Source organism: Mesobacillus sp. AQ2 (assembly GCF_030122805.1).
Classification (GTDB): Bacteria; Bacillota; Bacilli; order Bacillales; family Cytobacillaceae; genus Mesobacillus; species Mesobacillus oceanisediminis_A.
Genome location: NZ_CP126080.1, coordinates 3,594,927 through 3,608,333 on the forward strand (window position 1 = coordinate 3,594,927; position 13,407 = coordinate 3,608,333).

Annotated in this window: 12 protein-coding genes; 1 reads left to right on the forward strand and 11 read right to left on the reverse strand. The window is 43.7% G+C overall.

Annotated features, from left to right (window positions below; genetic code table 11):
- Window positions 1-98: 98 nt before the first annotated feature.
- The 5 genes from QNH36_RS18145 to QNH36_RS18165 all read right to left on the reverse strand — a co-directional run bounded on the left by QNH36_RS18145 (window position 99) and on the right by QNH36_RS18165 (window position 5,172).
- Window positions 99-575: a MaoC/PaaZ C-terminal domain-containing protein gene (locus tag QNH36_RS18145; RefSeq protein WP_144477421.1), complete on the reverse strand. Its 477-nt coding sequence runs from the start codon at window positions 573-575 to the stop codon at window positions 99-101.
- Window positions 576-755: 180 nt separating this feature from the next.
- Window positions 756-1,694 (reverse strand): malate dehydrogenase, encoded by a 939-nt coding sequence (mdh, locus tag QNH36_RS18150; protein ID WP_283903925.1) that lies wholly within the window; start codon window positions 1,692-1,694, stop codon window positions 756-758.
- A 91-nt stretch (window positions 1,695-1,785) separates the two neighbouring features.
- Window positions 1,786-3,054 carry an NADP-dependent isocitrate dehydrogenase gene (icd, locus tag QNH36_RS18155; protein WP_283903926.1) on the reverse strand — a complete coding sequence of 423 codons (1,269 nt, stop codon included), beginning with the start codon at window positions 3,052-3,054 and terminating at the stop codon, window positions 1,786-1,788.
- Between the two features lie 171 nt (window positions 3,055-3,225).
- Window positions 3,226-4,341 (reverse strand): citrate synthase, encoded by a 1,116-nt coding sequence (gene citZ / locus QNH36_RS18160; RefSeq protein WP_144477412.1) that lies wholly within the window; start codon window positions 4,339-4,341, stop codon window positions 3,226-3,228.
- A gap of 372 nt (window positions 4,342-4,713) precedes the next feature.
- Window positions 4,714-5,172 (reverse strand): DUF441 domain-containing protein, encoded by a 459-nt coding sequence (locus QNH36_RS18165; protein ID WP_283903927.1) that lies wholly within the window; start codon window positions 5,170-5,172, stop codon window positions 4,714-4,716.
- Window positions 5,173-5,468: 296 nt separating this feature from the next.
- On the opposite strand from QNH36_RS18165, the gene ytvI reads away from it, so the two are divergent.
- Window positions 5,469-6,596 (forward strand): sporulation integral membrane protein YtvI, encoded by a 1,128-nt coding sequence (gene ytvI, locus QNH36_RS18170; protein WP_251541100.1) that lies wholly within the window; start codon window positions 5,469-5,471, stop codon window positions 6,594-6,596.
- Window positions 6,597-6,693: 97 nt separating this feature from the next.
- On the opposite strand, the gene QNH36_RS18175 is transcribed toward ytvI, so the two are convergent.
- The 6 genes from QNH36_RS18175 to QNH36_RS18200 all read right to left on the reverse strand — a co-directional run bounded on the left by QNH36_RS18175 (window position 6,694) and on the right by QNH36_RS18200 (window position 13,401).
- Window positions 6,694-7,080, reverse strand: coding sequence for an FxsA family protein (locus QNH36_RS18175; protein ID WP_144477403.1), 387 nt, complete (start codon window positions 7,078-7,080; stop codon window positions 6,694-6,696).
- Window positions 7,081-7,582: 502 nt separating this feature from the next.
- A complete protein-coding gene (gene pyk, locus QNH36_RS18180) occupies window positions 7,583-9,343 on the reverse strand; it encodes a pyruvate kinase (protein ID WP_144477400.1) in 1,761 nt (586 codons plus the stop codon).
- A 33-nt stretch (window positions 9,344-9,376) separates the two neighbouring features.
- On the reverse strand, window positions 9,377-10,336 hold the full coding sequence (gene pfkA, locus QNH36_RS18185; protein WP_251541107.1) for a 6-phosphofructokinase: 960 nt from the start codon (window positions 10,334-10,336) through the stop codon (window positions 9,377-9,379).
- 381 nt (window positions 10,337-10,717) lie between these two features.
- Window positions 10,718-11,695, reverse strand: coding sequence for an acetyl-CoA carboxylase carboxyl transferase subunit alpha (accA, locus tag QNH36_RS18190; RefSeq protein ID WP_144477394.1), 978 nt, complete (start codon window positions 11,693-11,695; stop codon window positions 10,718-10,720).
- Entirely contained in the window at window positions 11,680-12,558 is an 879-nt protein-coding gene (gene accD, locus QNH36_RS18195) for an acetyl-CoA carboxylase, carboxyltransferase subunit beta (RefSeq protein WP_144477392.1), read from the reverse strand. The genes accA and accD overlap by 16 nt, the downstream gene beginning before the upstream one ends.
- 219 nt (window positions 12,559-12,777) lie before the next feature.
- Window positions 12,778-13,401: a FadR/GntR family transcriptional regulator gene (locus tag QNH36_RS18200; protein WP_144477389.1), complete on the reverse strand. Its 624-nt coding sequence runs from the start codon at window positions 13,399-13,401 to the stop codon at window positions 12,778-12,780.
- Window positions 13,402-13,407: the final 6 nt, after the last annotated feature.

The window sequence follows — 13,407 nt, forward strand, 5'->3', positions numbered from 1 at the left end:
AATTAGCTCTATCTACATTATAATATCAACCCGCTGTCTAAAATCAAATTTTAGAATAAAATGAAAAAGGATGTACAAATGAATGTACATCCCAAAACTCAAAAATTCTCCAATGCCTTACCGTCCAAGCGCTGTACTGGATATGGCGGACAGACGAGCATCCGGCCTTTTACCACTGTCTCATCATCTTCATTTTTTCCAGTAACCGTGATCTCAACATTATGCTTGCTCTTGATGACTTCGGTCACTTCAAACAAGAATTGCACTGTCCCATAATGATAGACAGGTTTCAAATACTCTATATCCTGCTTAAGAATATGGCTTCCAGGTCCCGGAAGATATTTGGAAACAGCCGAAGTGATGATCCCATTCAGCATGATTGCAGGAACAATCGGCTTTTCATATGGTGTTTGTGAAGCATAATCATGCTGGATATACAAAGGATTCGCATCATTCGTCAAACCCAAATACAACAGAAGGTCTTTATCCTCAATCTTTTCTGTTAATGTCAATTTTTCTCCGACAGTCATTTCTTCTATTTTCCTGCCAAGCTTACGTTTTCTTCCAAGCAGCATAGCACTTACCCCTTTGCAATAGAAGTTCGATTTAGTTGCATTATATTCCCCTGTCCGAAAACAATATACGTCCCATATTGGAAAAAAATCGGGGAAGGTTCCCCGATTCTTTTTAGGCTGTTTTCGAACCGATTGAGTCATAGCATGTGATGTAAAAAGTTTCCCGAATGAATGACCGTATTATGCCAAAACAGCCATCACATTACGGACTGATTCTGCTGATTTATCGAGGGCAGCTTTTTCATCTTCTGTCAGTTCAAGTTCAATTACTTTCTCGATTCCCCCGGCTCCAAGAATCGTTGGAACTCCCAGATAGATTCCTTCATATCCATATTCGCCTTCAAGATAGGCAATCGCCGGAAGAACACGGCGCTGGTCTTTAAGGATTGCTTCGCACATTTCTACCAGCGAAGCTGCAGGTGCATAGTAAGCGCTGCCATTTCCAAGAAGGTTGACAATTTCGCCTCCGCCTTTGCGAGTGCGCTCTACAATCTCTTCAAGGCGTTCTTTTGGAATTAATGTCTCAAGAGGAATGCCTCCTGCATATGAATAACGCACAAGTGGTACCATATCATCTCCATGGCCTCCAAGGACAAAACCAGTAACATCTTTTACGGAAAGGTTCAATTCCTGGGCTACGAATGTACGGAAACGAGCAGAATCCAATACACCCGATTGGCCGATTACACGGTTCTTAGGGAAACCTGATTCTTTGAAAATAGTATAAGTCATCGCATCAACAGGGTTAGTCAAAACGACGATAAAGCTATTAGGAGAATGCTTGGCGATTTCCTGGGCTACACTTTTCATGATTTTCTGGTTAGTCTGGACAAGATCATCACGGCTCATGCCTGGCTTGCGGGCAATGCCTGCTGTGACAACAACGATGTCTGAGTCTTTCGTATCCTCATAGCTGGATGTACCGGTAATGTTCGCATCAAATCCCTGGACAGGGCTTGCTTCTAGCATATCAAGCGCTTTACCCTTTGTCGGATTTTCCATTTGCGGGATATCAACCAATACTACATCCCCAAGTTCCTTCTGTGCAAGCAAGAATGCTGTTGTTGCTCCTGTGAATCCTCCACCAATGACCGAAATCTTTTTGCGTTTCAATGACATAAGGCTTCCTCCTCAGAACGAATATATTTTAATAAAATATATGTTATTTATGTAAAGGCTATCCTATAAAAGGATAGCCTTCCGTACATTTTTAGCCCATGTTCTTGATCAGTTCATCGCCGAACTCAGAAGTCTTGACTTCTGTAGCGCCATCCATCAAACGTGCGAAGTCATATGTTACAACCTTTGAAGCGATTGATTTTTCCATTGACTTGACGATCAGGTTAGCTGCTTCAGTCCAGCCAAGGTGTTCAAGCATCAGGACGCCTGAAAGGATTACTGAAGACGGGTTAACTTTATCCAAACCAGCATACTTAGGAGCTGTACCATGAGTCGCTTCGAAAATAGCGTGGCCAGTTTCATAGTTGATGTTTGCTCCAGGAGCAATACCGATACCGCCTACCTGTGCTGCAAGTGCATCTGAAATGTAGTCGCCGTTAAGGTTCATTGTTGCAACAACATCGAACTCTTTCGGACGTGTAAGGATCTGTTGAAGGAAGATATCAGCAATCGCATCTTTAACGATGATCTTGCCAGCAGCCTCTGCATCAGACTGAGCTTTGTTTGCTGCATCCGTACCTTGTTCTTCCTTAATCTTGTCATACTGAGCCCATGTGAAAACCTTATCACCAAATTCTTTTTCAGCAAGTTCATAACCCCAGTTTTTGAACGCGCCTTCTGTGAATTTCATGATATTGCCTTTATGTACAAGCGTTAATGACTTACGGCCTTCTGTAATGGCGTAATTGATCGCTGAACGTACAAGGCGCTCTGTTCCTTCTTTGGAAACAGGCTTGATACCGATACCTGAAGTTTCAGGGAAACGGATTTTATTTACGCCCATTTCGTTTTGCAGGAATTCAAGAAGCTTCTTGACTTCGTCAGATCCGCTTGCATATTCGATGCCCGCATAGATATCTTCAGTGTTTTCACGGAAAATGACCATGTCAGTGTCCTGAGGACGCTTTACAGGTGATGGAACACCTTCAAACCAGCGTACAGGGCGCAAGCATACAAACAGGTCAAGCTCCTGGCGCAAAGCAACGTTCAAAGAACGGATTCCGCCGCCAATCGGTGTTGTCAGTGGACCCTTGATTGCGATCAGGTATTCATTGATCAACTCTAATGTTTCACTTGGAAGCCACTCGCCAGTTTGGTTAAATGCCTTTTCTCCAGCTAATACTTCTTTCCAGACAATCTTGCGTTCACCCTTGTATGCTTTTTCAACAGCTGCATCAAGAACGCGGACAGAAGCTGCCCAGATATCCGGACCTGTGCCGTCACCTTCGATAAAAGGAACGACTGGATTGTTTGGTACGTTTAAAACTCCATCTTTGACTGTGATTTTTTCACCTTGCATTGTTTTCTCTCCCTCCAAAATCCTCATTCAATTCATAATCAAAGGTTAGCAGGCTTGTATGCCTCTAACCTTTTCTCAGGGAAGCCAGGCAATAATGACTGACTGCCCTCACTCTCCTATTACAGCAATTTTTCACCCAAAAGTAAAATATTGCTCCTCTATTTCTAAAAATTATCTCATTTCAACGGGAACATATTCTTGCTTTCCAGGACCTGTATAATCAGCACGAGGGCGGATCAGACGGTTGTTGTCATACTGTTCAAGGATATGCGCAAGCCATCCGGATACACGGCTCACAGCAAAAATTGGCGTGAACAGGTCATGGTCGATGCCAAGGCTGTGATATACGGATGCAGAATAGAAATCCACATTCGGCGGCAGGTTCTTTTCGCCTGTGACGATTTCTTCGATCTTAGTGGACATATCGTACCAATGTGGTTCGCCAGTAAGTTCAGTCAATCTCTTGGACATTTCTCTCAAGTGCTTTGCGCGAGGGTCGCCCTGGCGATATACACGGTGGCCGAAGCCCATGATTTTTTCCTTGTTCGCAAGCTTTTCACGGATTGCCGGCTCTACATTTTCAAGTGTGCCGATTTCAGTCAGCATTTTCATAACTGCTTCGTTAGCTCCTCCGTGAAGAGGTCCCTTTAATGCACCGATAGCAGCGGTTACACCAGAGTAAACATCTGATAGTGTCGCAACACATACGCGTGCTGTGAATGTTGAAGCATTAAGCTCATGATCAGCGTGCAGGACAAGAGCTTTGTTCATAGCTTCTACAGCTACATCTTCAGGCTCTTCGCCTGTCAGCATATACAGGAAGTTTGCTGCGAAATTAAGGTCTTCCCTTGGAGCAATTGGCTCGAGGCCTTTTCTAACTCTTGCAAAAGCGGTAACAATAGCTGGCATTTTCGCCTGAAGACGAATTGCTTTGCGGTAATTCGCTTCTTTCTCCATGACATCTGCTTCATCATCATATAATCCTAAAAGAGATACTGCCGAGCGAACTGCAGCCATCGGATGGACTTTATCGATCGGGTACATCTTGAAATGCTCAAGCACTTCCTTTGGCAATGCTGCATTCTCTGCGAGCTGCTTCTTCAATTCGTCCAACTCTGCCGCTGTAGGAAGCTTGCGGTGCCATAATAGGTAAATCACTTCTTCGAAACTAGCATTTTCAGCTAAATCGTCAATGTCATAGCCAACATAAGTCAGCGTATCATCGATGATAGAACTGATAGAAGATGTTGTTGCCACTACCCCTTCAAGACCACGTGTTACTGTCATACTCAATCTCTCCTTTGTAGTTTAATTTCCCCATATCCCATAATTTGTCTGTATGTTGAATTGCTGTTCAGAACAGCGATCAGAAAAAAGAAATTTCTGACACTTTATACGAAAAGCCGAATCATACGCCGGCGACAGACCGATTCCGACCGGATTTGCCATACACAAGATGGTATCGAGCGCTTGCTCAGGCAGCCGTCAAAAAAAAGAAAATGCTTACATTTTATGAAATGAATAAAACCGTGGATTCCGCTTCTCTCCTTAGCCTATATAAGAGAATGGAAGCAGTTACAAGTCCTATTATAAACAATTATCTGACATTTGTGAATGAAAACAACTTAATTCAGCAGAAAATATTATTTTAAAAAAAGGCTATTTAAGAAAATCAAAGATTTTCATTGCAGCATAGGCAATCCCTGCGCCGATCAGCGGACCGACAGCTACACCTTTGAAAATTGAAACCGCCAGTATCGTTCCAAGGACGAGTGCAGTAGTGATATGCGGATCTTCAGCCAGCAACGTAACCCCGCCTTTTGCAAGCAAAGCAACTGCCATTCCTGAAATGAGGGCAATCCATGCATATGGCGATTTAAACGCACCTGATAAATCCTTGAAGCCAATATCCCCGCTCGCAATCGGAGCCAGGACGGCGATCGTGATGACGGTAACTCCCCAGTTAATTCCTTTTCCCTGTAAAAGTGAAAACGTTTTACCCTCAAATCCAGCAATCTTCATTACAAGGAGGACCAATACCGCAATGATTAATGATTGGTTCTTGGCCACAAAGGCAATCACCAGCAAAGTTAGTAAAAATAGCATAGGCTCTAGCATAAAATTTGTCATCCTTCCACGGTTAAAACTATTGTAACATAATTTAAAATATTGCACCAAGCAAGTAGTATCCCTGGCATTGCATCTATTAATATACGCTGCAATTCTTTGTCCGTATTCACTATTATATTCTTCATGCAGAAGAGGTTTTTAAAGGGATTTTCATATAGAGGTCGAATCTTTTTTATGGACAGACCGTATATTGTAGAAAAACTTTCAGGACTGGCATCAAGTTTGCAGGACGTACAATTGGAAACACCCCCGCCAGATTGGCCATTCCAAAAGGAGGAACCTGCTTGAACCTCGTATATCTTCATCGAACACTGCGCTTTATTCTGGTCATCAGCGTGATTGTCGCAGGAGCATTAGCCTTATTTTTTGTCTCAAAGGTCACATATCCATTCATCATCGGGTTTCTGATTGCATTTATGATGAACCCACTCGTCAACTTTTTTCAAGAACGGGTGAAAATGCCCAGGGCCCTGGCAGTGATTATTGCCCTTGCCCTGATTATGTCATTGTTTGCCGGACTGATTACTTTGCTTATTGTCGAAATCGCTTCTGGAGCCGAATATCTCGCGAAGGTTGTTCCCGAACACCTTGTTACACTGATTGATTACGTAGAGCACTTATTCGCTGCACAGCTCATTCCGCTTTATAACCAGTTGGCTGGAATGTTCCAGAACCTTGAAGCGGACCAGCAGGATACGATCATGAGTAATATCCAGAATGTCGGCGCCAACATCGGGACCACTGCAGGGAATTTCATCAAGAACTTTTTCGAAAAAATTCCCAACATCCTTTCATGGTTTCCCAATGCAGCTACCGTTCTTATTTTCTCACTGCTGGGGACTTTCTTCATCAGCAAAGACTGGTACAGACTATCCGCTTTGAGTAACCGGCTGCTGCCGAACCGTGCAAGGACAAGCAGCAGAACCGTTTTTATCGATTTAAAAAAGGCGTTATTTGGTTTTGTGAAGGCTCAGGCTACCCTGATATCGATCACAACGGTCATCATCCTGATTGGCTTGCTGATCCTTCGTATCGATTATGCCATCACAATTGCCCTTGTTACAGGGATTGTCGATATTATTCCCTATCTAGGCACAGGTGCTGTTTTTGTTCCATGGATCATCTATGAAGCAATCGCCGGTGATATGGCTACCGCAATTGGTTTGGGTGTTTTATATATTGTCGTCCTCGTGCAGAGGCAGGTCATGGAGCCGAAAATCCTGTCTTCCAGCATTGGGCTGGATCCGCTCGCAACCTTGATTGCCCTTTTTGTCGGATTCAAGACCATCGGCTTCCTTGGTCTGATTGTCGGTCCTGTCGTCCTGGTTGTCTTTAATACCCTGCAACGAGCAAATGTATTCCAGGATGTATGGACATTCATCAAAGGGAAGGATGAAGTGATTATCAAATAATTATATTACAGGGGACTTGCGTGCTTTTATTCCGAAGAGCAGGAATTTTCACCGTGTAAATAACAAAACGCCAACAATAGATGTTGGCGTTTTTATATTAGCGTATAACCTTTATGGTTCCTTTATCCATCCAGTTACGGAACAGCTTTAACATCAATGCTTTAAAAAATTTCCTTGTAGGTGGCGCCAGAAGTAAAATTCCCAGAATGTCAGTAATGAATCCCGGTGTCAGAAGCAGGACTCCGCCAACAAGGATGCTTACTCCATCGAGAATAACATCTCCAGGCATCATGCCTCTCCTTAATTGATCCTGTGTTCTTCTGATGGTTTCCAATCCTTGCTGCTTAGCAAGGTAAGCGCCAAGGAAGCCTGTAAGGATAATGAGTAAAATCGTAGGCCAAATGCCGATTGTTTGCCCTGAAAGCAGCAGGACAGCGATTTCAGCCGCCGGAATAATAATTAAAAACATAAAAATGTACTTCATTTTCCACCTCAATGTGTTGGAATAGGCTGTCCTTCTATTATACGTGGCGAACTGGCGATAATACAATAATATGATTGCCCAGACATGAAAGCTTGGTGAACACTGGTATTAGATTCCAAGAAAGATATAATGCGAGGTGACTTCGGATACTTTCCCAAAAATCCGCTGCCGTCTTGTCCGAACCTTGACCAGCAATTCACTCGATGGAACCCCTCTATTTTTTTCGGGTCCTTTAGTGAATTGAGTTATTTATAAAGGCTGTTTTAGTAAAGATTGTTGTTAAAATCTTAAAGGCGATTTTAACGTGCTATAAGCAATTTTGCAGTTCGTTTTTAAGTGTGCAAGCTCTTTTCTCATAATAAGCTTGAATTTTATAAAGAAAACTAGGTCATTCAATCCAATTTAGTAGTCAATAGCAACAAAGTTTGAGAAAGGAGCCTTTATAAATAAAAGCGTGAAATCTGTAGATTTCACGCTAAATATTTTTGAAGGATTATTTTACTTATAGTACGCTTGCATGTCCTTTGTATATGACACCTCTAGCAGAATCAACGGTGATTTCCTGTCCATCCTTGAACAGGCTCATCGCATTTTCTACACCTACGATGACTGGGATTCCGAGGTTCAGCCCGACAACAGCAGCATGGCTGGTCAAACCGCCCTCTTCCGTGATTAACGCGCTGCACTTTTCAAGAGCAGGTACCATTTCGCGGTCAGAGCCAATTGTTACAAGGATGCTGCCTTGTTTTACCTTGCTGATCGCTTCTTGTGCGTCTTTTGCCACGACTACTCTTCCATATGCAGATTTGCGGCCAATACCTTGTGCTTTTGCCAGGATATCGCCAACCACATGGATCTTCATCAAGTTCGTTGTGCCTGCTTCACCTACTGGTACACCTGCAGTAATGACTACCAGGTCACCGTGGGAAACATGTCCGCTGTTGACACTTTCTTCGACTGCGCTCGCAAGCATTTCATCCGTTGTTTCTGCCTTTTCTCCAAGCTGTGGATACACTCCCCATACAAGGGCAAGACGGCGGACCACATGATCATTAGAAGTAACCGCAATGATCGGTGCCTTTGGACGATACTTTGAAATCATACGTGCAGTATGCCCACTTTCAGTTGGTGTGATGATGGCATTCACTTCAAGATTAAGAGCCGTATGTGCAACCGATTGTCCGATGGCATCGGTGATATTGTGGTCCGTCTCTTTACTGCGGAATGACAGCAATTCTTTATGATTAAGCGCCTCTTCTGCACGAGAAGCGATATTATGCATGGTCTGAACAGCTTCTACTGGGTATTGCCCAGCTGCTGTTTCGCCAGATAGCATGATTGCGTCAGTTCCATCGAAAATCGCATTCGCAACGTCACTCGCTTCTGCACGAGTCGGGCGCGGGTTGCGCTGCATCGAATCCAGCATCTGTGTAGCAGTGATGACTGGCTTTCCTAGTGTATTGCACTTTTTGATCAGGTCTTTTTGAACGAGTGGTACCTCTTCTGCAGGAATTTCCACTCCTAGGTCACCACGAGCAACCATAAGACCATCGGAAACTTCAAGAATTTCGTTGATGTTGTCAACGCCTTCCTGGTTTTCGATCTTAGGAATGATCTGGATGTGTGATCCGTTGTTTTCTTCCAATAGCTGGCGGATTTCCAATACATCAGTTGCGCGGCGCACAAATGATGCTGCAATGAAGTCCACTCCCTGCTCGATTCCGAATAGGATGTCTTTAGCATCCTTCTCCGTGATTCCTGGAAGATTCACAGAAACACCCGGCACGTTTACACCTTTTTTATTTTTAAGCGTACCCGTGTTCAGGACTTTGGTTTTAATCTCATTATTTTCCTTGTCGATGCTGATAACTTCAAGACCGATTAAGCCGTCATCAAGGAGGATTTTGGCTCCTGGATGGACATCATCGATCAGCTGGTCATAAGTAACAGAGAACTTATCAACTGTACCCAGAACCTCTGTCATTGATACGATGCATTCCTGGCCTGTCTTCAGTTCAATTGCACCATTCTCCATATCATTTGTGCGGATCTCAGGGCCTTTAGTATCAAGCAGGATCCCTACCTTCTTCCCTGTTTTCTCCGCAGCTTCTCTGATATTTTTGATACGTGCTGCATGCTCTTCATGATTTCCGTGAGAGAAATTCAAGCGGGATACATTCATTCCTGCTTCAATCAGCTGAGTTAATTTTTCTACACTTTCACTTGCGGGACCAATCGTACAAACAATTTTTGTTTTGCGCATAGATTGCAACCTCCTGGTTTACTGTAAAAGAAATTAAATAGAAAGCTCTTTTGATAATTTATATAAGTTCAAATCAAGAGTGTGTTCTTTTGCCAGTGCTTCAATGATATCATAATCCACCAGCTGGTTTTTCTCCATACCAACAGCCCGTCCGCCTTTTCCTTCCAAAAGAAGCTCTACAGCACGGGCGCCAAGACGGCTGGCCAGTACACGGTCAAATGCAGTCGGAGAGCCTCCGCGCTGGACATGTCCAAGAACCGTTACTCTCGTATCGAAATCTGTCTCTTCCTTTAATTTCTTCGCGAATTCGTAGCCGTTCATGACGCCTTCAGCCACAACGATGATGCTGTGCTTCTTACCGCGTTCATGGCCTTTTTTAAGACGGCTGGCAATATCCTTCATATCATGAGGGTCTTCAGGGATGAGGATCGTTTCAGCTCCGCCTGCCAAACCTGCCCACAGTGCGATATCTCCAGCATTACGTCCCATAACTTCCACGACAAAGGTTCTTTCATGTGAAGAGGCGGTATCGCGGATTTTATCAATTGCATCGATTACTGTGTTAAGTGCAGTATCAAAGCCGATTGTAAACTCCGTGCCTGAAATATCATTATCAATTGTCCCTGGAACTCCGACACATGGAAAGCCTTGCTCTGTCAGGGCCTTTGCACCACGATAAGATCCGTCGCCGCCAATGACGACCAGGCCATCAATGTCAAATTTCTTTAGTTGTTCAATTCCCTTTTGCTGGCCTTCCTTGGTCTTGAATTCTTCACTGCGTGCGGAATAAAGGAATGTTCCTCCGCGATGGATAATGTCACCTACGGAACCAAGCTCCAGCTTTTCGATATTTCCATTCATCAATCCAGCGTAACCGCCGATTACGCCATAAACTTCGACATCATGATAAATACCTTTTCTTACTACAGCACGAATCGCAGCGTTCATCCCTGGCGCATCCCCGCCGCTCGTCAAAACACCAATTCTTTTCATTTCATTCACCTCATTCGGTATATCTATGTACTTTGCTGCTCTTTCGAATGGTTCCTTCCATATTTCAACTGTAAAGTTCATCGAAGTCTATTATTTACTCTTGAATATAAAAGCAACGAATCCGGAAAAACATACATAAAACTAATTACTGTGTATTCTGTTAGCTTCTCTTATTATGAACAGAATACCCGGGAATATTTCTAAAATAACATGTAGGGTGCGGTATCTCAACTGAATCCTCAATATTGACAATAAGTTGGAATTATCACGTAATTGCAAGCGCTTTATTATAGGGTTGTATGGAAAAAGAAACGCGAAAGCGCCTTATTCTGCCCTGGCAGCCTTCTCAAAAAAAAAATAAAACGTGCACGATAGCACGTTTTATTTTACCCCGATAAATTCCGTTGGAAACGAAAACTCGCCAATTCGTTTATATTTCTCATAGCGCTGGCTCAGCAATGTCTCTTCATCCAAAACCAGAAGTTCTGACATCGAGTCTTTTAGAATTTTATCCATATACTTTGCCTGCTGTTTTAAATCTTTATGTGCCCCGCCTTTTACTTCTGGGATGATTTCATCAATGATCCCCAGTCCTTTAAGGTCAGGAGCAGTGATTTTCATCGTTTCAGCAGCTTTCTTCGCCAGCGAAGAATCTTTCCAAAGAATCGCTGCCGCACCTTCTGGAGAGATAACGGAATATGTGGAGTTTTCCAGCATGTGAATATAATTGCCTACACCCAGTGCCAGTGCTCCGCCACTTCCACCTTCGCCAATGACCACACAGATCACTGGAACGGTAAGTCCAGCCATCTCGAATAGATTACGGGCGATCGCTTCACTTTGCCCACGCTCTTCTGCTGCTTTACCAGGGTAAGCACCCTTAGTATCGATGAAGCAAATGATCGGACGCTTAAATTTTTCCGCTTGCTTCATCAAACGCAAAGCTTTTCTGTAACCTTCAGGATGCGGCATACCAAAATTCCTGCGGATATTTTCCTTTGTATCTTTCCCACGCTGATGGCCAATGACTGTCACGGGATAGCCATGGAATTTGGCAATTCCCCCAACAATCGCTTCATCATCTCCATATAATCTGTCGCCGTGACATTCGAAGAAGTCGGTAAACAGCAATGAGATATATTCAAGGGTCGTCGGACGATTTGGGTGACGGGCAATCTGCACCCGGTCCCACGGTTTCATGTTCTCATAAACTTCTGATTCGAGCTTTTGCAGTCTTGCTTCAAGTTTATCTATTTCTGATGTGAGATCCACATCCGTATTTTTGGTGAATTCCTTTAGCTCACTGATTTTTTTCCTTAATTCCAATACCGGTTTCTCGAATTCTAGTTCTCCTGCCATTCGAACGTCCCTCCTGGCTGATGGATTTCAAGTATTCCCGCAATCTTTTCCTTCATATCGACTCTCGAAATCACTGCATCAAGCTGCCCATGCTTCAGCAAAAACTCGGCTGTCTGGAAGTCTTCCGGCAGTTCCTCTCGAATTGTCTGCTCGATGATCCTTCGTCCTGCGAAGCCGATCAGTGCTCCTGGTTCGGCGAAATTATAGTCCCCCAGACTGGCAAAACTTGCAGAAACTCCTCCAGTGGTGGGGTGGGTCATGATGGAGATAATCAACCCTCCGTTATCGCTGAATCTTTTCAAAGCCACGCTGGTTTTCGCCATTTGCATCAGGCTTAATACACCTTCCTGCATTCTTGCTCCGCCTGATGCGGTAAAGATGATGAATGGAATGGACAATTCATCAGCCTTCTCGATCGCTCTCGTAATCTTTTCGCCTACAACCGATCCCATGCTTCCCATTCTGAAAGTAGCATCCATGATCGCGATGGCGACATCATATCCGTTCACAGTGCCTATGCCAGTAACTACTGCCTCATTTAGACCCGTTTTCTCCCGGTCCTTTTCAAGCTTTTCTTCGTATCCAGGAAATCCGAGCGGATTGCCGGATACCATTTCCCGATCCAGTTCACGGAAGCTTTCTGAATCCAGGAAACTTTCGATTCGTTCTGCAGAATTCATTTGATGATGATAACCACACTGTATACAAACCTTGCAGTTTTTATTTAGTTCTTTCGTATACATGATTTTTTTGCAGTTCGGGCATTTTGTCATGATTCCTTCAGGAACATCCTGCTTTGCTGCTTCAGAAGGAATTGTCGCGTACTTTTTCTTTTTCGTTTTCGTAAAAAGTTCCTTAAGCAATGTATAACCCCCTCCGAATAATACTGGTTGTTTTGTAATATCCTAAATTGTAAGGCTTATCTTCCACTTGTTTTTTCAGTTGCGAAAAGAGCCTTAGTCATAAAGCCCCAGGTGGTCAGACCACTACAGCAAAAAAGAAAGAGAGACTGCCATCCTGGCACCATAAGCATGTCCACAAGTATATAACATCCTCTCTTCGAAAGATGTTACTTCATGTCGTCATTCCGTCGACATTTTCCGCAGCATGCGATGCCTATTCAGAATCAGTTCTCCATTTTTTGTTGCAAGCGAGTCCAGCAACAGATGGTATTCTTCTTTTTCAGCTGGAATTGCTTTCAGCTCAAGTGCCTTGTAATAATCATTCAATATATACCAAATTCGATAAAAAAGGTGATTGTCAGCAAGTTCGGCAATTTTCCTGAAAAATTCCTCGTCCTCAAAATTATGGTCATCAATCCAGACCTTTAATCTTCTGATTTCATCTTCCCGGATCTTTTCAGCAGCCAGATATAGACAATCTGCCTCGATCATGTTTTTCGTTTCCACCACATCATCTTTGGCTTTTTTATCCTGCAGAATAAAGGTACTTAATAATTGGACCAGCTGGTTGCCGCGGAAGTCCCTTATAAAGGTTCCTTCTCCCCTTCTTGTCTCGATCAGCCCGAGGAGTTCAAGGGCGCGCAAGGCTTCGCGAACAGAGGAGCGCCCAGCATTCAGGCGCTCTGAGAGTTCACGTTCGGAAGGAATTTTATCTCCGGGCTTCAAGCCGTCTTTATTAATCATTTCCCTTAGCTGCCTGACGATTTCAACATATACTTTCGTGCTCTTTTCAGGCTGTGCCACTAAGAA

What these genes read in the sequence shown, in the direction of transcription:
- QNH36_RS18145 (WP_144477421.1), bottom strand. Translation starts at nt 575, where the DNA reads ATGCTGCTTGGAAGAAAACGTAAGCTTGGCAGGAAAATAGAAGAAATG.
- mdh (WP_283903925.1), bottom strand. Translation starts at nt 1,694, where the DNA reads ATGTCATTGAAACGCAAAAAGATTTCGGTCATTGGTGGAGGATTCACA.
- icd (WP_283903926.1), bottom strand. Translation starts at nt 3,054, where the DNA reads ATGCAAGGTGAAAAAATCACAGTCAAAGATGGAGTTTTAAACGTACCA.
- citZ (WP_144477412.1), bottom strand. Translation starts at nt 4,341, where the DNA reads ATGACAGTAACACGTGGTCTTGAAGGGGTAGTGGCAACAACATCTTCT.
- QNH36_RS18165 (WP_283903927.1), bottom strand. Translation starts at nt 5,172, where the DNA reads ATGCTAGAGCCTATGCTATTTTTACTAACTTTGCTGGTGATTGCCTTT.
- QNH36_RS18175 (WP_144477403.1), bottom strand. Translation starts at nt 7,080, where the DNA reads ATGAAGTACATTTTTATGTTTTTAATTATTATTCCGGCGGCTGAAATC.
- pyk (WP_144477400.1), bottom strand. Translation starts at nt 9,343, where the DNA reads ATGCGCAAAACAAAAATTGTTTGTACGATTGGTCCCGCAAGTGAAAGT.
- pfkA (WP_251541107.1), bottom strand. Translation starts at nt 10,336, where the DNA reads ATGAAAAGAATTGGTGTTTTGACGAGCGGCGGGGATGCGCCAGGGATG.
- accA (WP_144477394.1), bottom strand. Translation starts at nt 11,695, where the DNA reads ATGGCAGGAGAACTAGAATTCGAGAAACCGGTATTGGAATTAAGGAAA.